This is a genomic window from Sphingomonas echinoides, from assembly GCF_029623395.1.
Taxonomy (GTDB): Bacteria; Pseudomonadota; Alphaproteobacteria; order Sphingomonadales; family Sphingomonadaceae; genus Sphingomonas; species Sphingomonas echinoides_A.
Window position 1 is genome coordinate 55,741 of the sequence record NZ_JAPYKK010000014.1, and the last position, 23,492, is coordinate 79,232.

Annotated in this window: 24 protein-coding genes; 14 read left to right on the forward strand and 10 right to left on the reverse strand. The window is 66.0% G+C overall.

Annotated features, from left to right (window positions below; translation table 11 throughout):
- Positions 1 to 13 precede the first annotated feature (13 nt).
- The 3 genes from QBJ92_RS10505 to arsH all read left to right on the forward strand — a co-directional run bounded on the left by QBJ92_RS10505 (position 14) and on the right by arsH (position 1,601).
- Positions 14 to 346, forward strand: a complete 333-nt coding sequence (locus QBJ92_RS10505; protein ID WP_277969643.1) for an ArsR/SmtB family transcription factor — start codon at positions 14 to 16, stop codon at positions 344 to 346.
- Between the two features lie 13 nt (positions 347 to 359).
- Positions 360 to 800 (forward strand): arsenate reductase (glutaredoxin), encoded by a 441-nt coding sequence (gene arsC / locus QBJ92_RS10510; RefSeq protein ID WP_277969644.1) that lies wholly within the window; start codon positions 360 to 362, stop codon positions 798 to 800.
- A 63-nt stretch (positions 801 to 863) separates the two neighbouring features.
- Positions 864 to 1,601, forward strand: coding sequence for an arsenical resistance protein ArsH (arsH, locus tag QBJ92_RS10515; RefSeq protein ID WP_277969645.1), 738 nt, complete (start codon positions 864 to 866; stop codon positions 1,599 to 1,601).
- 233 nt (positions 1,602 to 1,834) lie between these two features.
- Here arsH and QBJ92_RS10520 read toward each other — a convergent pair whose 3' ends face one another.
- Positions 1,835 to 2,287: an EF-hand domain-containing protein gene (locus tag QBJ92_RS10520; protein ID WP_277969646.1), complete on the reverse strand. Its 453-nt coding sequence runs from the start codon at positions 2,285 to 2,287 to the stop codon at positions 1,835 to 1,837.
- A gap of 237 nt (positions 2,288 to 2,524) precedes the next feature.
- Between QBJ92_RS10520 and purB the strand changes: the two genes are divergently transcribed.
- Complete coding sequence (gene purB / locus QBJ92_RS10525; RefSeq protein ID WP_277969647.1) at positions 2,525 to 3,844, forward strand: adenylosuccinate lyase; 1,320 nt, start codon at positions 2,525 to 2,527, stop codon at positions 3,842 to 3,844.
- Between the two features lie 348 nt (positions 3,845 to 4,192).
- Here the strand turns inward: purB and dnaJ are convergent, their stop codons facing one another.
- Positions 4,193 to 5,317 (reverse strand): molecular chaperone DnaJ, encoded by a 1,125-nt coding sequence (gene dnaJ / locus QBJ92_RS10530; protein WP_277969648.1) that lies wholly within the window; start codon positions 5,315 to 5,317, stop codon positions 4,193 to 4,195.
- Between the two features lie 121 nt (positions 5,318 to 5,438).
- Entirely contained in the window at positions 5,439 to 7,340 is a 1,902-nt protein-coding gene (dnaK, locus tag QBJ92_RS10535) for a molecular chaperone DnaK (RefSeq protein ID WP_277969649.1), read from the reverse strand.
- Positions 7,341 to 7,502: 162 nt separating this feature from the next.
- On the opposite strand from dnaK, the gene QBJ92_RS10540 reads away from it, so the two are divergent.
- Together QBJ92_RS10540 and QBJ92_RS10545 are read left to right on the forward strand one after the other, a co-directional pair.
- The gene (locus QBJ92_RS10540) at positions 7,503 to 7,949 is read left to right on the forward strand and encodes a copper chaperone PCu(A)C (RefSeq protein ID WP_277969650.1); all 447 of its coding nucleotides are present in this window, start codon (positions 7,503 to 7,505) and stop codon (positions 7,947 to 7,949) included.
- A 9-nt stretch (positions 7,950 to 7,958) separates the two neighbouring features.
- A complete protein-coding gene (locus QBJ92_RS10545) occupies positions 7,959 to 8,426 on the forward strand; it encodes a vgr related protein (RefSeq protein WP_277969651.1) in 468 nt (155 codons plus the stop codon).
- A gap of 74 nt (positions 8,427 to 8,500) precedes the next feature.
- On the opposite strand, the gene QBJ92_RS10550 is transcribed toward QBJ92_RS10545, so the two are convergent.
- From QBJ92_RS10550 to glmU, 3 genes are all read right to left on the reverse strand, one after another.
- Complete coding sequence (locus QBJ92_RS10550) at positions 8,501 to 9,409, reverse strand: ROK family protein (protein ID WP_277969652.1); 909 nt, start codon at positions 9,407 to 9,409, stop codon at positions 8,501 to 8,503.
- Positions 9,406 to 11,229: a glutamine--fructose-6-phosphate transaminase (isomerizing) gene (gene glmS, locus QBJ92_RS10555; protein WP_277969653.1), complete on the reverse strand. Its 1,824-nt coding sequence runs from the start codon at positions 11,227 to 11,229 to the stop codon at positions 9,406 to 9,408. Before glmS ends, QBJ92_RS10550 begins: the two co-directional genes overlap by 4 nt.
- A 71-nt stretch (positions 11,230 to 11,300) precedes the next feature.
- Positions 11,301 to 12,650 (reverse strand): bifunctional UDP-N-acetylglucosamine diphosphorylase/glucosamine-1-phosphate N-acetyltransferase GlmU, encoded by a 1,350-nt coding sequence (glmU, locus tag QBJ92_RS10560; RefSeq protein WP_277969654.1) that lies wholly within the window; start codon positions 12,648 to 12,650, stop codon positions 11,301 to 11,303.
- Between the two features lie 62 nt (positions 12,651 to 12,712).
- On the opposite strand from glmU, the gene QBJ92_RS10565 reads away from it, so the two are divergent.
- Positions 12,713 to 13,387 (forward strand): HAD family hydrolase, encoded by a 675-nt coding sequence (locus QBJ92_RS10565; protein ID WP_277969655.1) that lies wholly within the window; start codon positions 12,713 to 12,715, stop codon positions 13,385 to 13,387.
- Here the strand turns inward: QBJ92_RS10565 and QBJ92_RS10570 are convergent.
- The 4 genes from QBJ92_RS10570 to QBJ92_RS10585 are packed head-to-tail and all read right to left on the reverse strand — an operon-like array spanning position 13,379 to position 15,934.
- On the reverse strand, positions 13,379 to 14,389 hold the full coding sequence (locus QBJ92_RS10570) for a nucleotidyltransferase domain-containing protein (protein ID WP_277969656.1): 1,011 nt from the start codon (positions 14,387 to 14,389) through the stop codon (positions 13,379 to 13,381). The two genes, QBJ92_RS10565 and QBJ92_RS10570, sit on opposite strands and share 9 nt — an antisense overlap.
- The gene (locus QBJ92_RS10575; protein ID WP_277969657.1) at positions 14,374 to 15,270 is read right to left on the reverse strand and encodes an HprK-related kinase A; all 897 of its coding nucleotides are present in this window, start codon (positions 15,268 to 15,270) and stop codon (positions 14,374 to 14,376) included. Before QBJ92_RS10575 ends, QBJ92_RS10570 begins: the two co-directional genes overlap by 16 nt.
- Entirely contained in the window at positions 15,237 to 15,533 is a 297-nt protein-coding gene (locus QBJ92_RS10580) for an HPr-rel-A system PqqD family peptide chaperone (RefSeq protein WP_277969658.1), read from the reverse strand. Before QBJ92_RS10580 ends, QBJ92_RS10575 begins: the two co-directional genes overlap by 34 nt.
- An 8-nt stretch (positions 15,534 to 15,541) precedes the next feature.
- Complete coding sequence (locus QBJ92_RS10585; RefSeq protein WP_277969659.1) at positions 15,542 to 15,934, reverse strand: hypothetical protein; 393 nt, start codon at positions 15,932 to 15,934, stop codon at positions 15,542 to 15,544.
- 156 nt (positions 15,935 to 16,090) lie between these two features.
- On the opposite strand from QBJ92_RS10585, the gene QBJ92_RS10590 reads away from it, so the two are divergent.
- The 7 genes from QBJ92_RS10590 (at position 16,091) to phoB (ending at position 23,417) form a co-directional block, all read left to right on the forward strand.
- Positions 16,091 to 17,359 carry an ATP-binding protein gene (locus QBJ92_RS10590; protein ID WP_277969660.1) on the forward strand — a complete coding sequence of 423 codons (1,269 nt, stop codon included), beginning with the start codon at positions 16,091 to 16,093 and terminating at the stop codon, positions 17,357 to 17,359.
- Positions 17,360 to 17,451: 92 nt separating this feature from the next.
- Positions 17,452 to 18,528: a substrate-binding domain-containing protein gene (locus QBJ92_RS10595; RefSeq protein ID WP_277969661.1), complete on the forward strand. Its 1,077-nt coding sequence runs from the start codon at positions 17,452 to 17,454 to the stop codon at positions 18,526 to 18,528.
- Positions 18,529 to 18,560: 32 nt separating this feature from the next.
- Positions 18,561 to 19,937 (forward strand): phosphate ABC transporter permease subunit PstC, encoded by a 1,377-nt coding sequence (pstC, locus tag QBJ92_RS10600; protein WP_277969662.1) that lies wholly within the window; start codon positions 18,561 to 18,563, stop codon positions 19,935 to 19,937.
- Positions 19,930 to 21,228: a phosphate ABC transporter permease PstA gene (gene pstA / locus QBJ92_RS10605; RefSeq protein ID WP_277969663.1), complete on the forward strand. Its 1,299-nt coding sequence runs from the start codon at positions 19,930 to 19,932 to the stop codon at positions 21,226 to 21,228. The genes pstC and pstA overlap by 8 nt, the downstream gene beginning before the upstream one ends.
- Positions 21,225 to 21,995: a phosphate ABC transporter ATP-binding protein PstB gene (gene pstB, locus QBJ92_RS10610; RefSeq protein WP_277969664.1), complete on the forward strand. Its 771-nt coding sequence runs from the start codon at positions 21,225 to 21,227 to the stop codon at positions 21,993 to 21,995. The genes pstA and pstB overlap by 4 nt, the downstream gene beginning before the upstream one ends.
- Positions 21,996 to 22,006: 11 nt before the next feature.
- Complete coding sequence (gene phoU, locus QBJ92_RS10615) at positions 22,007 to 22,711, forward strand: phosphate signaling complex protein PhoU (RefSeq protein ID WP_277969665.1); 705 nt, start codon at positions 22,007 to 22,009, stop codon at positions 22,709 to 22,711.
- Positions 22,712 to 22,724: 13 nt separating this feature from the next.
- Complete coding sequence (gene phoB, locus QBJ92_RS10620; protein WP_010187105.1) at positions 22,725 to 23,417, forward strand: phosphate regulon transcriptional regulator PhoB; 693 nt, start codon at positions 22,725 to 22,727, stop codon at positions 23,415 to 23,417.
- Positions 23,418 to 23,492 lie beyond the last annotated feature (75 nt).

The following is a 23,492-nucleotide window of genomic DNA, read 5'->3' on the forward strand; positions in this document are numbered from 1 at the left end:
CTAATCTGGATATATGAAATCCACTTTAGCCATCGCCGCGTTGGGTGCGCTTGCCCAAGGAACCCGGCTGGACACATTCCGCTTGCTGACGCGACACGTACCTGAGGGCTTGCCGGCCGGCGAAATCGCGCGACAACTCGACGTTCCCCAGAATACGATGTCCGCGCATCTGGCGATCCTGACGCGCGCCGGACTCGTGCAATTCGAACGGCGCGGCCGAATCATCCTCTACCGCGCAGACCTCGATGCGATTCGCGGCCTGATGGTGTTTCTGGTGCAGGACTGCTGCGCGGGCAACGCCGACCTGTGCACGCCGCTGATCGCAGATCTCGCTCCGACGTGTTGAGAAAGGGCCCCGTATGGCCACGCCGGACGCCACCGCTGTCACCATCTATCACAATCCGAAATGCGGTACGTCCCGCAACACGCTCGGTCTGATCCGCAACGCCGGGATCGAACCGACGGTCATCGAATATCTCAAGACGCCTCCTACCCGTTCAACGCTCATCGATTTGATCGAACGGGCCGGGATCAGCCCCCGCGCCTTGCTCCGCACGAAAGAGGCGCCATACGCCGAGCTCGGCCTGGCAAATGAAACGGTGTCCGACGATGTGATCGTCGACGCGATGATGGCACACCCTATTCTCATCAACCGACCGTTGGTCGTCTCTCCGCTGGGCGTGAAACTGTGCCGACCATCCGAAGAAGTGCTCGATCTGCTTCCGACGCCGCAACAAGGCGCCTTTGCGAAAGAGGACGGCGAAGCCGTTATCGATTCGGCCGGTCAACGCATCGGCTGACATCTGGCTCCGGGCGCGCCGCCGACACGGTGAGCGTCCCCTTATTATGAAAGACCACCGTCGATGCCTCTTCGCCCCCTGCCCGACCCCGACGATTTGCCAGCGCTCGACAGGCGCTATGCCCATGCGCGCCCCGCATTGGGCCTAGGCGCAGGCGACCCACCGCCGCGGATCCTGTTGCTGTACGGATCGCTGCGGGAGCGCTCCTTCTCGCGGCTTTGCGTCGAGGAAGCCGCCCGGCTCCTGCAATTCTTCGGGTGCGAGACGCGGATCTTCGATCCGTCGACGTTGCCGTTGCCCGATCAGGTCCCCGGTGACGATCATCCCGCGGTGCACGAATTGCGGCAGCTGTCTTTATGGTCCGAGGGCCAGGTGTGGTGCAGCCCGGAACGGCATGGCCAGATCACCGGGATCATGAAGCTCCAGATCGATCATCTGCCGCTGGCGATGGGCGGAATGCGCCCGACGCAGGGCCGCACGCTGGCGGTGATGCAAGTCTCGGCCGGTTCGCAATCCTTCAACAGCGTCAATGCGTTGCGCGTACTCGGCCGGTGGATGCGGATGGTGACGATCCCCAACCAGTCGAGCGTCGCCAAGGCCTTCGCCGAATTCGACGACGCGGGCCGCATGAAGCCGTCGAGCTATTACGACCGGATCGTCGACGTAATGGAGGAACTCGTCCGCTTCACCGTGCTGTTGCGTCCGCACGATGCGCAAATGGTCGATCGCTATTCGGAACGGAAGGAAGCCGGGCGCGTGATCGACCCGGCGACCGATCTTGCGAGCATCGCCGGGCGCTGAGCGTGCGACGCGTTGGCTGCGACGCAAGCTTCGGCAGCCTCGCAGACTGGTGGCCCCCTCCGTTCGCCCTGAGCGCAGTCGAAGGGCCTGCTCGAAACGGGCAAACCCCAGCGCGAAGCAGTGCTTCGACTTCGCTCAGCACGAACGGGGTGAGAGGAAAGAGTGAAGCGCGGGCACATAGTAATGCCCCCCATCGCGCGCTGCAAACACGCGATGAGGGGGCGACCTACCGATCAGCCGGCGGCGGACAGGAAGCTGGTCAACTCGCCCTTCGACACCTTCTTGTTCTTGTCGGAATCGGCCTGGGCAAAGGCGGTCGCGACCCAGGTCTTGGTCGCGGGCGCGGTCGCCTTGGTCGACGGGTCGCTCGCCGTCTTGAGTGCGACCATCCAGGCGCTGAACTCGGTGGCGCTCAGCGAGCCGTCGCCGTTCTTGTCGTAGTTCGGAAATTCGGTGCCGACGACATCGGCGATCTGCGCGCCGCTCGCGGGTTGCGCTTCAGCTGCCTGCGCGGGTGCCGATTCGGACGCGGTCGGCGCCTGCCCTGCAGGTACGGCCTGCGTCAGACGTGTATTCGTCGTATCCGGCTGCGCGTCGGTAGGAACAGTGGTCGATGGCTGCGTGACCTGTGCAAGTACGGGTGCAGACACCAGGACAGCACTGGCAATAATGATCGACTTCAGCATTACGCGTCTCCTTGACTCGGATCGAACGGGTCCCTCACCCCTCGATACCCCTGCCCTCTTATGCTGCACGATACGGCATGTTGCTATGGCTAGAGCCCCTTACGGCCGGATTTGAAGCCTCGCTCTGTCCCTGCTAACGCCCTGCTCATCCAGTTGCGTGCCGAATCCGCGATGGGCCGATCCGGCCCCTTGTCCGGTACATGACCCTGCTCGCCCCGTATTGACGAAGGATTGCCGATGGTCCCCCGCTATTCCCGCCCCGCGATGACCGCGATCTGGACGCCCGAAGCCCGCTTCCGCATCTGGTTCGAGATAGAAGCGCATGCGACTGAGGCGCTCGCCGATCTCGGCGTCATACCCCGCAAGGCGGCGGACGCGCTGTGGGCATGGTGGGCGACCAAGCCCGAGATCGACGTCGCCGCGATCGACGCGATCGAAGCGGTCACCAAGCACGACGTCATCGCCTTCCTCACTTGGGTCGCCGAGCAAGTCGGCGACGAAGCACGCTTCATGCATCAGGGGATGACCTCGTCCGACGTCCTCGACACTTGTCTTGCGGTACAGCTGGCGCAGGCGGCCGACTTGCTGATCGCGGATATCGACGCGCTGCTGGCGGCGCTGTCGGTCCGCGCGCATGAGCATAAGATGACGCCGACGATCGGGCGCAGCCACGGCATCCATGCCGAACCCGTGACGTTCGGCCTCAAACTGGCGCAGGCCTATGCCGAATTCGCGCGCAACCGCGAGCGTCTGGTCGCGGCGCGCGCCGATATCGCGACCTGTGCGATTTCGGGCGCGGTCGGCACCTTCGCCAACATCGATCCGCGGGTCGAGGAACATGTCGCCGCCAAGCTCGGGCTGACGGTCGAGCCGGTGTCGACCCAGGTCATCCCACGCGATCGCCATGCGATGTTCTTCGCGACGCTTGGCGTGATCGCCTCGTCGATCGAACGGCTCGCGACCGAAGTGCGCCATTTGCAGCGCACCGAAGTGCTGGAAGCGGAAGAGTATTTCTCGCCGGGCCAGAAGGGTTCGTCGGCGATGCCGCACAAGCGCAACCCGGTGCTGACCGAGAACCTCACCGGCCTCGCGCGGATGGTGCGCGGCTATGTCACGCCGGCATTGGAGAACGTGGCGCTGTGGCATGAGCGCGACATCAGCCATTCGTCGGTCGAGCGTTATATCGGCCCCGATGCGACGATCACACTCGACTTTGCGCTCGGCCGGATGACCGGGGTGATCGAGAAGCTGCTCGTCTACCCGGCGCGGATGGAGAAGAATCTCAACAAGATGGGCGGTCTCGTCCATTCGCAGCGCGTGCTGCTCGCGCTGACGCAGGCAGGGGTGAGCCGCGAGGATTCGTATCGTCTCGTCCAGCGCAACGCGATGAAGGTGTGGGAATCGGATGGCGAACTGTCGCTGCTCGAACTGCTCAAGGCCGATCCGGAAGTGACCGCGGCGCTGTCGGTCGCGGAGATCGAGGACAAGTTCGATCTCGGCTATCACCTGAAGCACGTCGACACGATCTTCGCCCGCGTGTTCGGAGCCAAGGGTTAACGGTTTGTCGACAAAAATGCACTGCTCAACGTGCAAATGCTGCAACTGCGAATGCGCGTAATAATGTTGCTCAGATAAGCAACAATCTCCAAATGCCTCCGTGCCGGGATGAACCGGCACGGAGACCTTACAATGCGCATTCTACAGAACCTGGCCAGCGGCCTTATTGCCGTGGCCGGTGTCGCGCTGGTGGCCGAAGTCCTGATCTTCTAACCACCCGACCGCTCGACCGCCCCTTGCGACAAGGGGCGGGAGAAGCGCTTTAAGGTTTCAGATTTCTCGCCGGCAAAGCGGGTAGAGGTGGCGCCATATCACGCCACCCCACGCTCCCCGGATCGTCGCCCCAACCTACACCCAGGCGCTTTTCACCTTCTTGAAGAACCCGCTAGTCTGCGGGCACTCCTTGCCCGTTTCCGTCGCACGGAACTCCTCGAGCAACTCGCGCTGACGTGCAGTCAAGCTGGTCGGCGTCTCGACCTCGACGCGGATCACCAGATCGCCACGCCCACGCCCCTGCAGCACGGGCATGCCCGCGCCCCTCTGCCGCAACTCGCGTCCACTCTGAGTCCCGGCCGGGATCTTGATCGCATGGCGCACGCCATCCGGCCCCGGAATCGTGACCTCACCCCCAAGCGCCGCCGTCGTAAAGCTGATCGGCGTGCGCGCGAAAAGCGTCGTCCCCTCGCGCTCGAACAGCGGATGCCGCGCGACGTGCAGGAAAATATACAGATCGCCCGCCGGCGCACCGCGCAGGCCCGCCTCGCCCTCGCCGGTCAGGCGCACGCGCGTGCCCTCATCGACGCCCGCCGGAATATTGACGGTGCGTGTCTTGGTCTGGTCGATCCGACCCTCGCCGTGGCACGCGCCGCACGGATCCGCGATCATCTGCCCCGCGCCGTGGCACGTCGGGCAGGTCCGCTCGACGACGAAGAAACCCTGCTGCGCGCGGACCTTGCCGTGGCCGTGGCAGGTCGTGCAGGTCTTGGCCGAGGTGCCGCGCGTCGCGCCGCTGCCGTCGCACACGTCACACGCTGCCGACACATCGATCGTGATGTCGGTCGCCTTGCCATGGAACGCCTCTTCCAGCGTGATTTCCATGTCGTAGCGCAAGTCGGCGCCACGTCGCGGTCCGCGCGTGGCGCCGCCACCGCGCTGACCACCCATGAACTCGCCGAAGATATTCTCGAAGATATCGGAGAACCCGCCGAAGTCCTGCGCGCCACCACCGCCACCGCCGCCGCCCTGGCGGAACGCGTCATGTCCAAAGCGGTCATAGGCCGCGCGCTTCTGCGGATCTTTCAGGCAGTCGTACGCCTCGCTGATCGCCTTGAAGCGGGCCTCGGACTCGTTGCAACCGGGGTTGCGATCCGGGTGATACTTCATCGCCAGCTTGCGATAGGACGTCTTGATCGTCCCGTCGTCGGCGGTGCGCTCGCATTCGAGCAGTTCGTAGAAATCGACTTCGGTGCTCATGTCAGGCCCTCAAACCGGGAGCGGACAGGCGTCCGACAAGAAGCGGCCTCGCGCCGTTCCGCCGAACGCCGTGCCGTCTCGCACGGTGCCCCCGCCCGATCACGGGCGGGGGCGTTCGTACTTACGCCTTGGTGTCGTCGACTTCGGAGAATTCCGCGTCGACCACGTCGTCCTTCGGTGCCGCGGCACCGTCGGCGGCGGGCGAAGCGTCGGCCTGCGCCTGCTTCTCGTAGATCGCCTGCCCAAGCTTCATCGCAACCTGACCGAGGGCTTCGGCCTTGGCCTTCATCGCTTCGGGATCGCCGCCTTCGACCGCGGTCTTGGCTTCGGCGATCGCCGCTTCGATCTCGCCCTTGAGCGCGGCGTCGACCTTGTCGGCATTGTCGGCAAGCTGGCGCTCGGTCGTGTGGATCAGGCTCTCGGCGTTGTTCTTCGCCTCGGCCGATGCACGGCGCTTCTTGTCGTCCTCGGCAAACTGCTCGGCGTCGCGAACCATCTGCTCGATGTCGCGATCCGACAGGCCACCCGATGCCTGGATGCGGATCTGCTGCTCCTTGCCGGTGCCCTTGTCCTTCGCCGACACGTTGACGAGGCCGTTGGCATCGATGTCAAACGTGACCTCGATCTGCGGCACGCCGCGCGGTGCGGGCGGGATGCCGACCAGGTCGAACTGGCCGAGGATCTTGTTGTCCGCCGCCATTTCGCGCTCGCCCTGGAAGACGCGGATGGTGACCGCACCCTGATTGTCGTCCGCGGTCGAATAGGTCTGCGACTTCTTGGTCGGGATCGTCGTGTTGCGATCGATCATCCGGGTGAACACGCCACCCAGCGTCTCGATGCCGAGCGACAGCGGCGTCACGTCGAGCAGCAGCACGTCCTTGACGTCGCCCTGCAGCACGCCCGCCTGGATCGCCGCACCCATCGCAACGACCTCATCCGGGTTGACGCCCGAATGCGGCTCCTTGCCGAAGAAGTCCTTCACGACCTGACGGACCTTGGGCATGCGCGTCATGCCGCCGACGAGGACGACTTCGCTGATCTCGCTCGCCTGGACGCCAGCGTCCTTCATCGCCTTCTTGCACGGCTCGAGCGTGCGCTGGATGAGATCCTCCACCAGACGCTCGAGATCGGCGCGCGAGATCGCCTTGACGAGATGCTTCGGACCCGTGGCATCGGCCGTGATGAACGGCAAATTGACCTCGGTCGTCGCAGCCGACGACAGCTCGATCTTCGCCTTCTCGGCCGCTTCCTTCAGACGCTGGAGCGCCAGCTTGTCCTTGGTAAGGTCGATGCCCTCGGCCTTCTTGAAGTCTTCCGACAGGAAGTTGAGCAGCTTGTTGTCGAAATCTTCGCCGCCGAGGAAGGTATCGCCGTTGGTCGCCTTCACTTCGAACACACCGTCGCCGATCTCAAGGATCGAGATGTCGAACGTACCGCCGCCGAGGTCATAGACCGCGATCGTCTTGTTGGTGTCCTTGTCGAGACCGTAGGCAAGCGCTGCCGCCGTCGGCTCGTTGATGATGCGGAGCACTTCGAGACCAGCGATCTGCCCGGCGTCCTTGGTTGCCTGGCGCTGCGCGTCGTTGAAGTAGGCCGGCACGGTTATGACCGCCTGCGTGACCGTCTCGCCGAGATAGGCTTCCGCGGTTTCCTTCATCTTCTGGAGCGTGAACGCCGAGATCTGCGAAGGCGAATATTCCTTGCCGCCCGCGCCGACCCACGCGTCGCCGTTGTTGCCGCGCACGATGTGGTACGGGACCAGCTCGGTGTCCTTCTTGGTGATCGGGTCGTCGAAACGGCGGCCGATCAGGCGCTTCACCGCGAAGATCGTGTTCTCCGGGTTGGTCACGGCCTGGCGCTTGGCCGGCTGGCCGACGAGGCGCTCGCCGTCCTTGGCGAACGCGACGATCGACGGCGTAGTGCGCGCGCCTTCTGCGTTTTCGATAACCTTGGGCTTGCCGCCTTCCATCACGGATACGCAGCTGTTGGTCGTGCCGAGATCGATTCCGATTACTTTTGCCATTGGTCCTCTTGGGCCCCCGTCAGTCAAAAAATGGACGTTCAGCCATGCCCTCGAAATGAGCGGCACAGCCCGTTACTCCAGCGATATAGGGGGGCTTTCGCTTGTCGCAAGATTTCCGCACGCCTAGAGACGCAGTTCGGTTCCCAATGCGGGAGATTAGATTTGAACTGGCGGATTTTTACGGTTTTCCCGTTGGCTGGGCTGGCGGCATGCCACGAACCGCCGACTCTGTCGGTCGATCACGGCTATGTCCGCCTGGGCACGATGCCGAGCCGACCCTCGGCCGGGTACTTCACGATCCATGGCGGGCCGACCGAAACGACGCTGATCGCGGTCAACAGCCCGGTCGCGGTAAAGAGCGAACTGCACGAATCGATGACCGCGGGCGGCATGGCGACGATGAAGCCACTCGGCGACCTGAAGATCCCTGCGCTGTCGACGACTGAATTCAAACCCGGCGGCAAGCACCTGATGCTGTTCGACATGAACCCCGGGATCAAGCCGGGCCGACCGATCACGCTGACGTTCACCTTCTCGGACGGTCGCCGGATCGACTCGCTCGTACCCACGATCGCGCCGGGTGCTCCCGCGCCAACGTTCAAGGACTGACACGGCATCATGGCGCGCGCACCGAAGCGGACGCTGACCGACGGCGAGGTTACGCTGGCGCAAAGCGTCTTCGGCGACGCGATCGATTACGCCAAGGTGCGCCTGACCCAGCGGAAATGGGCGTTTTTCCAGCCACGCGAGACGGTGATGGCGCCGACCGGATGCATCTGTTTCCATCCCAAGGGCTCACTGTATCACGACGATTTCTCCTGCGAAAATCTCGACGCGCAGGGCCTGCTGATCCACGAGCTGACGCATATCTGGCAGACGCAGCGCGGCATATTCCTTCCGCTCGTCCGCCATCCGTTCTGCCGCTACGATTATGCGATCAGACCCGGATTGCCGCTCAAACGATACGGGATCGAGCAACAGGCCGAGATCGTCCGGCATACCTTCGTCCTGCGCCGGGGCGGATTCATCAGAGGCGCCTTGCCGCTGGAGACGTACGAAAGCATCCTGCCGTTCCGACCCGTATAAGACGGTCGTGCCCTATCGCCGTCGCGGCTACCCGAGCCCGCGCCCGACCCAGTGCCGCCGCCGAGCAAACCGCGCTAAAGAATTTTAAAGGTTGAACCTTTGCTAAGCGCACGAACCCCGAGCTCGATCGCGCCGAGCGGCCCCGCCATGCCGCCGAGTTCCGCGGGAACGACGAAGGCGTCGATCGGCAGGAGGCCGCGCGCGTTGCCGTAGCCCGCAAGGCTATCGACCAGCCGCTCGCGGATCAGCGCGAACAGGTGCGGCACGCCGACCATCACCCCCCCGCCCATCACGATCCGCCGCGGGATCCCGGTCAGCACGAGGGTATGGCAAAGCTGCGCCAGCGCGTGCGCGACGCCGTCCCATGTCGGATCGCCGATCGCGATGTCCTGCGCAGGCGTGCCGGTGCGCGCGCGGATTGCGGTGCCCGACGCGAGACCCTCGAGACAGTCGCCGTGGAACGGGCAGGATCCGCCCCAGCTATCCCCCGCAAGCCGGACCGGACGGATATGCCCGAGTTCCGAATGGGTCAGCCCCGCCACCGGATTCCCACCGAGCACCAGCCCGATACCCAGCCCGGTTCCAACCGTGACATACGCATGATCGGCCACCGTCCTGGACGCACCCCAGCGCCCTTCGCCGAGCGCCGCGCCGGCAACATCGCTGTCGAACCCCGTCGGCACGCCTGCGACGCGCGCAAGGCGTTGCCCCACGTCGGTGTCCGACCAGTTCGGCTTCGGCGTCGCGGTGATGAAACCGTGTTTCGGGTCGGCCGGATCGAGCGAGACAGGCCCGAAGCTCGCGATCCCCAACGCTTCGAACCCCGACCAGCGCGCGAGCACCGCCTCGACCGCGCCGAGCGTCTCCTCCGGAGTCGTCGTCGGAATCGTCACCGTGTCGCGAACATCGTCCGGCCCGCTTGCAAGCACGCAGATAACCTTGGTCCCGCCGAGTTCGATCCCGGCCACGAGGGGCGTGCTCATTCGACCGTCACCGACTTGGCGAGATTGCGTGGTTGATCCACATCCGTCCCCTTGATGACCGCGACGTGATAGGCGAGCAACTGCACCGGCACCGCATAGACCAGCGGCGCGATCAGCGGGTGAACCTTGGGCATGGTGATCGTCGCAAGGCAACCATCGCCCGCGGCCTGGATGCCATCGTAATCCGAGATCAGCACGACCTTGCCACCGCGCGCCTGCACTTCCTGCATGTTGCTGACGGTCTTGTCGAACAGCGGGCCGGACGGCGCGATGACGATGACCGGGACGTTCTCGTCGATCAGCGCGATCGGGCCGTGCTTCATCTCGCCCGCGGCATAACCTTCCGCGTGGATGTAGCTGATTTCCTTGAGCTTTAACGCACCTTCCAGCGCGAGCGGATAATCCGTCCCGCGCCCCAGATACAGCACGTCGCGCGCGACCGCGACATGGTGCGCCATCGCCTCGATCGCCTCGTCATACGCCAGCGCGCCGTTGAGCGCGGCCGGGGCTTCGGCGAGATGCTTGACGATCATCCGCTCCTCGGCCGGCGAAAGCTTGTCCTTGGCACGGGCGAGATTGGCGGCGAGCGCAGCAAGCACCGCAAGCTGGCACGTGAACGCCTTGGTCGATGCGACGCCGATTTCGGGACCGGCGTGGGTCGGGAGCAGCAGGTCGGCTTCGCGCGCCATCGAGCTCGTCGGCACGTTGACGACGACCGCGATCGTCTGCCCTTCGGCCTTCGCATGGCGAAGCGCGGCGAGCGTATCCGCGGTTTCGCCCGACTGGCTGATGAACAGGGCGAGACCGCCCTCCTCCATCACCGGCGCGCGGTAGCGGAATTCGGACGCGACATCGAGGTCGACCGGCACGCGCGCGAACTGCTCGAACCAGTATTTGGCGACCATGCCCGCATAGAAGCTGGTCCCGCACGCGACGATCGTGACGCGCTTGATCGTCGACAGGTCGAACTCGGGGATCGGGAGCGTAACACGCTCTTCCATCCGCTGGAGATACGAGCGCAGCGTCTGCGCGACGACGATCGGCTGCTCGTAAATCTCCTTGAGCATGTAATGCTTGTGGTTGCCCTTGGAGACGAGATCGCCGGTCACCCCCGAGATCGTGATCGCGCGTTCGACCGGCGTGTTGTCGCGGTCATAGACCTGCGCACCGTCGCGCGTCAGCACGACCCAGTCGCCCTCGTCGAGATACGCGATCCGCTGCGTCAGCGGCGCGAGCGCGAGCGCGTCCGAGCCAAGGTACATCTCGCCCTCGCCGTGCCCGACGACCAGCGGCGAGCCGAGCCGCGCGCCGATCAGCAGATCGGGATGCTGGCGGAACAGGATCGCGAGCGCGAACGCGCCATGCAGTCGCGGCAAAATCTCGCGCACCGCCTCGATCGGACCGAGCCCGGCCTCGACCTTTTCGCTGATCAGATGCGCGACGACTTCGGTGTCGGTCTCGCTCGTAAACGTCCGGCCGCGCGCTATCAGCTCATCGCGGAGCGGCTTGAAGTTCTCGATGATGCCGTTGTGGACCACCGCGACTTCGCCGGTGGCGTGCGGGTGCGCATTGTTGGTGGTCGGCCCGCCGTGCGTCGCCCAGCGGGTGTGCGCGATCCCGGTCTTGCCGGGCAGCGGATGCGCCGCCAGCTCGTTCGCCAGGTTGATCAGCTTGCCCGAAGCGCGGCGCCGTTCGATCGCCCCGTCGAAGTCGGTCGCGATGCCGGCCGAGTCATACCCGCGATATTCGAGCCGCTTGAGCCCGTCGAGCAGCCGATCGGCCACGTCTTGCGTGCTCAGGATACCAACGATGCCACACATGCGCTTGTCTCGAGACTAGAGGATATGAAGGATGCGAAAAATAGATGCGTGAACTAGAGAGGCCGTGGGCGTCACTTGCCAGCCTTCTTGGCCCGCATCGCCGTCCGGAACCGCGTTGCCCAGCCAACCCGCGACTCCTGCTTCGCGCGCGCGACGGCCAGAGCCTCGGGCGCAACGTCGGCGGTGATGACCGAGCCCGCACCGACGATCGCGCCGTCCCCGATCGAAACCGGGGCGACCAGCGCGCTGTTCGACCCGATGAACGCACCCGCGCCAATCACGGTACGGCTTTTGAAGAAGCCGTCGTAATTGCAGGTGATCGTCCCCGCGCCAATGTTCGCGCCGGGCCCGATGTCGGCATCGCCGAGATAGGTCAGGTGGTTCGCCTTGGCACCCCTGCCGAGCGTCGCCTGCTTCATTTCGACGAAATTGCCGACGTGCGCATCCTCGCCGACGACCGCACCGGGGCGGAGCCGCGCATACGGACCAATCGCGGCACCGGTACCGATCGTCGCGCCCTCGATATGGCTGAACCCGCGGAGCTTCACCCCGTCGCCGACCGTGACCCCCGGGCCAAAGAAGACGTGCGGTTCGATCACGACATCCCGCCCGATCTGCGTGTCATGCGCGAACCAGACGGTTTCGGGGGCGATCAGTGTCGCGCCATCCGCCATCGCGCGCGTGCGCCGCTGCACCTGCCAGTCCGCCTCGACCGCGGCGAGCTCGGCGCGGCTGTTGACCCCGGCCACTTCGCCCGCGCTCGTTTCGATCACCGCGGACTTTCGCCCGTCGCTTGCCGCCAGCATGACGATGTCGGGCAGATAATATTCCCCCGCCGCATTGTCGTTCCCGACGCGCGCGAGCAACGCGAACAGATCGACGCTGCGCACCGCCATCAACCCCGAATTGCACAGGTCGACCGCGCGTTCGGCGTCGGTAGCGTCCTTATACTCGACCATCTTCTCGATCACGCCACCGTGCGCGACGATGCGGCCATACGCCCCGGCGTTCTCGGGCCGGAACCCCAGGACGACGGTGGCCGGCGCGTCGGCTTCGTTCAGGCGGTCGAGCATCGCGCGCATCGTCGCGGTCGAAACCAGCGGAACGTCCCCGTACAGGATCAGGACATCGCCCGCGAACCCGGCCAGCGCGTGTTCGGCCTGCGCCACCGCGTGGCCCGTGCCCAGCTGCTCCGCCTGAAGCGCGGTCGCGATGCCGAGCGGCGCGACCGCCGCCTCGACCTGTTCGCGTCCCGCCCCGGTGACGACGACGGTATGCGTCGGGTTCAATGCCGAAACGCTGTCGATCAGGTGCAACAGCATCGCTCGCCCGGCGATCGGATGGAGCACCTTGTGCAGGTCGCTTTTCATGCGGGTACCCTTGCCAGCGGCAAGGACGATAGCGGCAACAGAACGGTCCATGGGGCAAAGTCCTGCCACGACAATCTTGCCAATACCATAGCAAGCCTGCCACGCAGTACGGCATGACGACAAAATCCTTCGAGATCGTGGGCTTCGACCTGGATGGCACGCTGGTCGACAGCAGCGGCGACCTGACCGCCGCAGTCAACGACACCCTGGCGGCGGCAGGGCGCGCACCGCTGACCGTCGCGCAGGTCAAGACGATGGTCGGCGGCGGCGCGAAACACATGCTCAAACAGGGGCTGGAGGCGACCGGCGGGATCGACGAAGACGCGTTCCGCCCGCTCTACAAACGAATGCTGGCCTATTACGGCGATCATTTGTCGGTGCACACCCGCCCATTCCCCGGCGCCATCACGGCGCTCGATGCGCTGGCGGAGCGCGGCGTGCGCGTGGCCGTCTGCACCAACAAGTTCGAATCCTTCGCGACCCGATTGCTCACCGATCTGGGACTGATCGATCGATTCGCCTGTATCGTCGGCGGCGATACGCTCGGTCCGGGCCTGTCCAAGCCTGATCGCGCGCCGATCGACGAGATGATCCGCCGCGCCGGCGGGGGTCGCACCGTCTTCGTCGGGGATTCGATCTACGACATCATGGCGGCGCGCAATGCCGGCATCCCGGGAATCGCGGTGAGCTTCGGGTTCCTGCTCGAACCCGTCACGCAGATGGGCGCGGATGCGGTGATCGATTCGTTCGACGAGCTGATCCCGACGCTCGACCGCCTGTCAGCCTGACGAAGGCCCCGCCCCGCCCCCGCGCCACTTGGTCCACAAATGCCGCGCGAGCAGCCCGGGGGGCATCCGCAGCCAGTGCGACCGGATATAGAACGCCATCCGCGTGACCGGTCGGGTCGCGCGGCCCCATTCATCCCGCGCGGTCAGCCGGAACAGGTAGATCCGATCGACCACGCCGACCGAACCCTCTTTGCCGTACAGCGCCGTCGCCAGCCGCACGGCGCGCGCGACTTCCCGCTCCAGCCCGTGATGGCGTGCCCGCTCTTCCAGCCCGTCGGTCCCGCATTCCTCGATCAGGCAGTGGACGTCCCACAGGTTGCGCATCCCCCCGGCAAGATCCCCATCAGCAAGCAGATGCGCGGCGGCGTGAACCAGCATGTCGAGCGGCGACAGCGCGAACATGCCGGGCGCGATCTCGACCGCGTCGCCCAGCAGCGCGACAGGATCAGGCGTGATCCGCGCGGTCGGCGGCAGGATCGTGTGGTGCACGTCGATCATCCGGTCGCGATCGCGGTGGATCAGCGGGGGGAGCTCGTGCATCCACGTGCGATAATAAGCATCGTCATACGGGTCGGGTTTGACCCACTCCCACCCGGCATCCAGCAGAGCCGCCTCGACCCGCGCGAGCGCGTCCTTCGGCACGAGGATGTCGAGGTCTCCGATCGAACGCCCCAGCCCAGCGCGCAACCCGGCGACCGCAAACGCCGTGCCTTTCAACAGGATCAGCCGTTCGCCGACATGCGACAGCACCCGCCGGGCGACTTCGGCTTCCCACGTCGCGGCAATCTGGCCCTGCGCCGCGGACGTGCGTGCGTCGTCCAGGATCCGCGCGACCTGCGCCGGGACGGCGAGCCCCTGCAACCGCGCGGCCAGCGTGCCGATCATCTGTTCCGCGCGCGCGATGGCGATCAGCCCCGTCCATCCGGCAGCCTCCAGATCGGCGGCGCGCGCCGGGGTCCGCATCACCGACGCGAGCAACCAGCCGTCTACAGCGCGGCCCATGCGGCCTCCACCTGGTCGATCGCGGTGTTGGTATCGGGATAATCGATCGCGAATGCCGGCAGCGTGGTGACCATCCTGGTCAGCGTATCGAAGCCCCGCTCACCCAGCGCGACGTAATTGGTCGACGCCTGCGTCAGCCGCACGAACACTTCGCTCGGCAGGACGGCGCGGGTCGCGCGGGCGTAGCCGAAGCTGGGGAACAGAATCGCGGCGGGCCGCGCGGGGCAGTCCATCTTCGCGACCGCCGTCGTGTCGGGAATCAGATGCCGGATCGTCCCCTTGGGCGTATGCGCGAGCAGCGGCCCCAGCCGCCGTTCGGGAACTTCGGCGGCGATCGTCGCGACGCCTGCGTTCTTCAGGCTGACCGCGCGGGGAAACGCGTGGACGAGGCCGGTGCGGGGGTCGATCAACGCGAATTCGTCGGCCATCAGGCGCCATCCGCGCAGCGACAACAACGCGGCGAGCGTCGACTTGCCCGCGCCGGACGCCCCGGTGAGGATCATCGCCTGCCCTTCGCGCTCGACCACCGCCGCGTGCAGCAGCAGGTAATGCCGCTGGCCCAGCGCCATTTGCAGGTTCATCCCCATCTCCGCGGCGAGCAACCCCTGCGCCAGTGGCAGCGGCGCGGCTTCGGGCAGGACATAGTCCCCGCCGATCATCACCGCCGGCCGGACGAACCGCCGCCACGGCCGGGCCGCGAACAGCCGCACCGAAAAGTCGGCGATCCCGCCATGCGGCGCGGGATACGCCGCATAGACGCGTTCCAGCGCGGCGATCGGCGCGCGCCAATCCGAGCCGATGCGAAACCCGACCGGCCCGACCCGCACCGAAAAGACATGCCGCACGCTCAAAGCCCCGGTTCGCAGGACACCAGCCCGCATGCGACCAGCTCGTCGAGCCGCGCCTCCAGCGCCGCCGCATCGGCATCCTCGAGCGTATAGAGCGCGCCCAACCGCGCCATCAGCGACGGCAACGTCTGTCCGGCTTCGCCCAGCGCGGCGAGGATTTCGGGCGCGGGTGCGGCGAGCAGGTGCGTGATCCCCGACGCCCGATGATAGACTGCGGAGAAACTATCGAGATGGACGATGCTCAGCGTCTCGGGACGCGCCATGCGGTACGTCAGCCGCGGATCGTCCCCATCCATGCGGTCCCTCAGCCGCGCGGCATTTGCAACGACGCAAAGCAGGTAAAGCCGCTCGTCCCCGATTGCAGCCGCCGGATGTAGTTGACGTAGGCCCGGCTCTGGCTCGAATTCGTCCCGGGCAACTGCCCACCGGCAAGCGCGGTGCGCACGTCCTCGCCCTTGAACGGTCGTCCGGGCGGGGCAAACGCGCCCTGCGTGCCGGCGGGAACGGTGCTGCCGTCGGCGGCGATATAGCTGCCGGCGCGCCCCGCATCCGGTACCGGGATTTCACAGGTCGAGATGGACGCGGTCGTCGCGGCAAGCGCCGGACGGATCGATACGACCGCAGCGGCCGAAACCGCGCCGAGCATCAGCGCGCGGCGACGCGGTGCCATAGGAGCATCGGGCAGATCATCGTTCATCGTCGTCAGCCCTTCCACATCCGGGATTCGCTGGCAAGCGCGGGGCGCCCCCCGGATCGCGCTTGGCGTCTCTTCCCGGCACACCGCAGTCTCGCCAGGCGAACGCGTGCACCGTGGTTGCTTCCGCCCGCTGCGAACACTCGCTAAGGCACGCGGATGCTGCATGGTTTCGGGTCTCGCACAGTTACCGCCATCGGGCTCGTCATCGTTGCGGCGATTGCGGTGTTCCTCCTGGAATGGAATCTGCAGGCCGCGATCATCTCGCTCGTCGGCGGGATCGCGGCGGCGCTGGTCGCGACCGGGACGGGCGACCAGCCGATCGAACTCCCCCGCGAACCCGAGGTCGCGCCCGCCCGCCCCACGCCCGACCTACAGGAAGTGATCGAATCGGTGCTGGGACCGGTGTTGATCATTGCCGACGGGCTCGTCTCCCACGCCAATGCCGCTGCGCTCGGGCTGCTCGGCCATCACATCGTCGGGGAGGATGTCCGCGTCGCGATCCGGCACCCCGGTGCCGCCGAACGGCTCGCAGGCCCCCTCGCCACCACGCCGCAGGAACCGGTCAACCTCGTCGGGCTTGGCGCGCGCGACCAGCATTGGGAAATGCACGTCAGCGGCACCACGAACGGACAGCGGATCGTCCATCTGATCGATCGGACCGGAAGCCATGCTGCGGAGCGGATGCGCGTCGATTTCGTCGCCAACGCCAGCCACGAACTGCGCACCCCGCTCGCGTCGATCCTCGGCTATATCGAGACGCTCGGCGACGACAAGGCGGGCGAGGACGCGCAGGTGCGCGGGCGGTTCCTGAAGATCATGTTCGACGAAGCGCGACGGATGCAGCGGTTGATCGAGGATCTCATCTCGCTCAGCCGGATCGAGTCCGAAAAATATCGCTTGCCGGATCGCGCGGTCGATCTGGCCGAACTGATTGGCGAAGTCCGCTCCGAACTGCTCGACGCACAGGACAAGCGCAGCCGGGACATCGTCGCCGATCTCGACCTTGGCGTCGCGCCCGTCGCCGGGGACCGCGCGCAACTCAGCCAAATCCTCCACAATCTGATCGGCAATGCGATGAAATACGGTCGCACCGGCACCCCGGTGACGATCAAGCTGTGGAGCGACCCGCTCGGAATGGTGCGGATCAGCGTGGTCGACGAAGGCGACGGCATCGCGCCCGAACATCTCCCACGGCTCACCGAGCGCTTCTACCGGGTCGATCCCGGCCGCAGCCGCGCCGCCGGCGGCACCGGGCTGGGGCTCGCGATCGTCAAGCACATCGTCGAACGCCACCGCGGCCGGTTCGACGTCGCCAGCACCGTCGGGGTCGGCACGACCGTCACCCTGATGCTGCCGCCCCACCAGAAAACCACCGCCGCCATCGCCGCAGCGACGCATTCCGACGCCCCTGTCATCAAACGGTAACGCGAACGTCACAGAGGCAGCCTGAGACGATGGTAGTCGGCTCCAGGCGTCTTTTCTTTCGCCTAGCGATTCGACGGCCACAGGGGATCACGATGAACCGGAAACAGGCGAATGTCTCGAACGTCGCGAGCCTCTTGGGGGCGGTCGCAGCGATCGGTATGCTGGCGGGCTGTCAGGACCAGGCCAATGGCGGCGGCGCCGGGTCGCGCGATCATATCACCGTGGTCGGGTCGTCCACGGTATTCCCGTTCACCACCATGGTCGCCGAGCGCCTCGTCAACAACCGGCCCGGCACCAAGGCTCCGGCGATCGAATCGACCGGGACCGGCGGCGGGATGAAACTGTTCTGCGCCGGAGTCGGCGCCGCGCATCCCGACATCGAGGACGCCTCGCGCCGGATGAAGGCGAGCGAGTACCGGACGTGCGTCGCCAACGGCGTCACCAAGATCATCGAAGTGCAGATCGGCCTGGACGGAATCGCCTTCGCCGAAGCGAAGAATGGCCCGAAACTGCAACTGACCGCGGTCGACCTGTACAAGGCGCTCGCCGCGCAGCCGAACGGCCAGCCCAACACCGCCAAGACTTGGAAAGACGTCAACCCGGCGCTCCCCGCGATCCAGATCCAGGTCTATGGCCCGCCCTCCACCAGCGGCACGCGCGATGCCTTCGCCGAACTGATCCTCGCGCGCGGTTGCGAGGCGATCCGTCCGCAAATGGCGGCGCTCAAGGAAAAGGACGCCCCCGCCTTCGCCAAGGCGTGCACCGCGATCCGCGAGGACGGCGCCTATGTCGACGCGGGCGAGAACGACAATCTGATCGTCCAGAAACTCCAGTCCAACCCGAATGCGATCGGCATCTTCGGCTATTCGTACCTGGAGCAGAACAACGACAAGCTCACCGGCGTGCCGCTCAACGGCGTCGCACCGACCTATGAGACGATCGCGCGCGGCGCCTATCCCGGATCGCGCCCGCTGTACCTGTACGTCAAGGCGGCGCATCTCAGCGCGATCAAGGGCCTGCGCGAGTTCCTCGACCTGTACGCCGCCTCGTGGGAACCCGGCGGTCCGCTGGCCGCCAAGGGGCTGATCGCAGCACCCGAAGACGTGCGCAAACGCAACGCGCAAGTCGTCAAGACCGGCGCGCTCGTCGATCCGTCGCAGCTGCTGTAATCCCTCCTCCAGCCCGAAATCGAGCCTGAAGCGTGTCCTTACTCGCCTTATTCCTGGTCGTTGCCGGACTCGGCCTGATCGGCTGGCTGACCGCGCGGATGCGCGCGGTCGCGTTCCGCCGCGGCAGCACTGCGCGGTTCAGTTCGCTGCCGTCGCACTTCGGCGGCTATGTCGCCTTGTGGACGGTGCTGCCCGCGGCGCTGTTCCTCGCGGTCTGGGCGGCGACGTCCCCTGCCTTGGTCACCAACAGCGTGCTCAAGGACCCGATCGCCGCGCAATTGCCGCCTCCCGGGTTCGACCGTGCGGCGATCCTGTCGGAAGCGCGCAGCCTTGCCGCGGGCACCAGTTTCGGCGCGTTCAACCCGCTCGCCGAGAAACTCGCGCCGGCCTATGCGGTGGCACAGACGCAGATCGACTGGATCGGCACCGCGGTTGCGCTGCTGCTCGTCTTTGCCACCGGCGGCTTCGCCTATACCCGCGTCCGCCCCGATTTCCGGGCACGGACGAAGGTCGAGTTCGTCGTGATGGGCGGGCTGCTCGCCGCCTCGCTGATCGCGATCCTGACCACGCTCGGGATCGTCGCGTCGCTGCTGTTCGAATCGTGGCGCTTCTTCGAGATCGTCCCGATCACGGACTTCCTGTTCGGCACGCACTGGAGCCCGCAAGTGATCGATCCCGCCGATCCCGGAGCGACGCTCGGCGCGGTGCCGTTGTTCTGGGGCACCTTCCTGATCGGCGCGGTGATCGCGATGATCGTGGCGATCCCGTTCGGTCTGATGAGCGCGGTCTATCTCACGCAATATGCGAGCGGCGCGGCGCGCCGCTGGATGAAGCCGATCCTCGAGATCCTCGCGGGCGTGCCGACCGTCGTCTACGGCTACTTCGCCGCGCTGACAATCGCCCCTGCGGTCCGCGATTTCGCGGTGTCGATCGGCGTCACTTGGGCCAGTTCGGAAAGCGCGCTCGCCGCCGGCCTGGTGATGGGGGTGATGATCATCCCGTTCGTATCCTCGATGGCGGACGATTCGCTGGCGGCAGTCCCCGCCTCGATGCGCGACGGCAGCCTCGCGATGGGGGCGACTTCGTCCGAGACGATCCGCCGCGTCCTGCTTCCCGCGGCCCTGCCCGGGGTGGTCGGCGGCGTGCTGCTCGCGGTGTCGCGCGCGATCGGCGAGACGATGATCGTGGTGATGGCCGCCTCCGGTGTCGCCACGCTGACGCTCAACCCGTTCGCCAGCGCGACCACGGTGACCAAGCAGATCGTCGACTTGCTCACCGGCGAAGCCGAGTTCGACAGCCCCAAGACGCTCGCCGCCTTCGCGCTGGGCCTCACGCTGTTCGTCATCACCCTGCTGCTCAACATCGTCGCCCTCACGGTCGTCAAACGGTATCGCGAAGCTTATGAGTGAAACCCTCGTCGCCCAGCTCCCGGTCGGCCCAGCCGAACCCGCCGAGCGCGCCCCGACCGACTGGCGGACGCAATCGATGCAGCGCCGCATCCGGCAACGCTATGCCGCGGAACGGCGCTTCCGGCTGCTCGGCATGGCCGCGGTCGTCCTGTCGGCGGGCTTCCTCGCCGTGCTGCTCGTGACGATGGTCTATAACGGCGCGAGCGGTTTCCTGCGGACGGAGATCGCGCTGCCGGTCGATTTCGCGAACGCCGGACTGACCGTCGATCCCGCGCGGCTCAAGGGCCCAGGTGCGGATCTCGCGCTTGCCGGGGCGGGCGTCGAGAACGCCACCAAGACCGCCGCGATCGCCGCGTTCGGCCCGCAAGGCAGCGATCTGCTGTCGGACGGCGCCTGGCTGTCGGTGCGCGCGGCGATCAAGCGCGATCCGGCAATTATGCGCGGACGCTCGATCGTCTGGGTGCCCGCCTCCGACGCGATCGACATCGCCGCCAAGCGCACCGGCTCCCCCGAAAACGAGGCGATCGTCGCGCACTTCAAACAGCGCAATGCCATCGCGACGGGGTTCAACTGGCCGTTCCTGACCGCGTCGGATTCGAACGATTCGACGCGCGCCGGGATCTGGGGCGCGTTCAAGGGGTCGCTGTTCACGATGATCGTGACGTTGCTCATCGCCTTCCCGATCGGCGTGCTCTCCGCGCTCTATCTCGAGGAATATGCCCCGCGGAACCGCTGGACCGATCTCATCGAGGTCTCGATCAACAACCTCGCGGCGGTGCCGTCGATCATCTTCGGTCTGCTCGGGCTCGCGGTGTTTCTCGGCACATTCGGCCTGCCCCGCTCCGCGCCGATCGTCGGCGGGCTGACGCTCGCGCTGATGACGATGCCGGTGATCGTCATCGCCGGGCGTAACGCGATCAAGGGCGTGCCGCCATCGATCCGCGACGCGGCGCTCGGCATCGGGGCGAGCCCGATCCAGGTCGTGTTCCACCACGTCCTGCCGCTCGCGCTGCCCGGCATCCTGACCGGCACGATCATCGGCATGGCCCGCGCGCTGGGGGAGACCGCGCCGCTGCTGATGATCGGGATGCGCGCGTTCATTTCTGCGCCGCCAGCCGGGCTGTCCGATCCGTCGACCGTGCTGCCGGTGCAGATCTTCCTCTGGTCGGATCAGATCGACCGCGGCTTCGTCGAAAAGACCAGCGCGGCGATCATCGTCCTGCTGGTGTTCCTGCTCGCGATGAACGGCATCGCGATCTACCTCCGCAACAAATTCGAGACTCGCTGGTGACCATATCCAACCAACACAAGATCTGCGCCAAACGGGTCAGCGTCTATTATGGGGCGAAGAAGGCGATCGACGACGTGTCGCTCAATTTCGACCAGCGCTACGTCACCGCGCTGATCGGGCCGTCGGGCTGCGGCAAATCGACTTTCCTGCGGACGCTCAACCGGATGAACGACACCGTGCCGAGCGCCCGGATCGAAGGGGACATCACGCTCGACGGCGAGGACATCTATGATCCGTCGATGGACGTGGTCCAGCTGCGCGCCCGCGTCGGCATGGTGTTCCAGAAGCCCAACCCCTTCCCCAAGTCGATCTTCGAGAACGTCGCGTACGGCCCGCGCATCCACGGCCTCGCCGCGAACAAGACGCAGCTCGCCGAGATCGTCGAGCGCTCGCTGCGGCGCGCCGGCCTGTGGGACGAGGTCAAGGACCGGCTGAGCGACAGCGGCACCGCGCTGTCGGGCGGGCAGCAGCAGCGCCTGTGCATCGCGCGCGCGATCGCGGTCGACCCCGAAGTGATCCTGATGGACGAGCCCTGCTCCGCGCTCGACCCGATCGCGACCGCCAAGATCGAGGAACTGATCCACGAACTCAACGGCCGCTATGCAATCGTGATCGTTACGCACAACATGCAACAGGCCGCGCGTGTGTCGCAGCGGACCGCGTTCTTCCACCTCGGCACGCTCGTCGAATATGGCGCGACGTCGGACATCTTCACCAATCCTCGGCAAGAGCGGACCAAGGATTACATCACCGGCCGCTACGGCTGAGGCGAGACACCATGCCAAGCAACGAACACACGATAAAAGCCTTCGATGCCGAGATCGGCCAGCTGCGCGGCTTGATCGCGCAGATGGGCGGGCTCGCCGAACAGGCGATCGGCGCCGCGATGGAGGCGTTGCGGCTCCACGATCTGGAAGGTGCGCGCCGCATCATCGACGGGGACAAGCGGATCGACGCGCTCGAGATCGAGGTCGAGCAACTCGCGGTCCGCATCATCGCGCTGCGCGCACCGCTCGCGGACGATCTGCGTGAAGTCGTCGCCGCGCTGAAGATCGCGGGCGTGGTCGAACGGATCGGCGATTATGCCAAGAACATCGCCAAGCGCGTCCCCACGATCGAAAGCCACGGCGAGATCGAGCCGCTGTCGGTCCTGCCGGCGATGTCGGTGCTGGCAGTCCAGATGGTCCACGACGCGCTCGATGCGTTCGCTGCGCGCGATGCCGCCGCCGCGGTCGAGGTCTGCGCGCGCGACCGGCAGGTCGACGATTTCTACAACAGCCTGTTCCGCGTGCTCGTCACGCACATGATGGAAAACCCCAAGACGATCGGTCAGGTCGCGCAATTGCTGTTCATTGCCAAGAACCTCGAACGCGTCGGAGACCATGCCACCAACGTCGCGGAAATGGTGTATTTCGCGGCAACCGGCACGCACATGGCCGAACGCGACCGTGGGCCAATGTCCTATTCAACGCCTACCGCTTGAAGGAATGAACGCCATGGCGCGTGCAAAAATGTTGCTGGTTGAAGACGATGCGGCGCTCGCCGAACTGCTGATATGGCATTTCAAGCGCGAGGACTTCGAGATCGCGCAAACGCCGGACGGCGAGGAAGCGCTGCTGCTCGCCAAGGAGAATACACCCGACATCGTCCTGCTCGACTGGATGGTCGAGGGGCTTTCCGGGATCGAGGTCTGCCGCCGTCTGCGCCGCATGCCCGAGACCGCCAACGTGCCGATCATCATGCTCACCGCACGCGGCGAGGAGGAGGACCGGGTCCGCGGGCTCGAGACCGGGGCGGACGATTATGTCACCAAGCCGTTTTCCCCGCGTGAACTGGTCGCGCGCGTCGGCGCGGTGCTGCGGCGGGTGCGTCCCGCGCTCGCGGGCGAACAGCTCACCTATTCCGACATCGAGATGGACACGGTCGGCCACAAGGTCCGCCGCTCGGGCGAAGTCATTCCGCTCGGGCCGACCGAGTTCCGCCTGCTCAAGCACTTCCTCGAGCATCCCGGCTGGGTCTTCTCGCGCGAACGCCTGCTCGACGCAGTGTGGGGGCATGACAGCGACATCGAAAGCCGCACCGTCGACGTCCACATCCGGCGGCTGCGCAAGGCGATCAATCGCGGCGATCGGCCCGATATCATCCGCACCGTGCGCTCGGCGGGCTATGCGCTCGATTCGGGAGCGTAAAGATTTTTGGGAGCCATGGGCCAACATGCGCGTTTGTCCCGGCGTGCAGTAAGCGATGCTGCCCTTGATCACAGG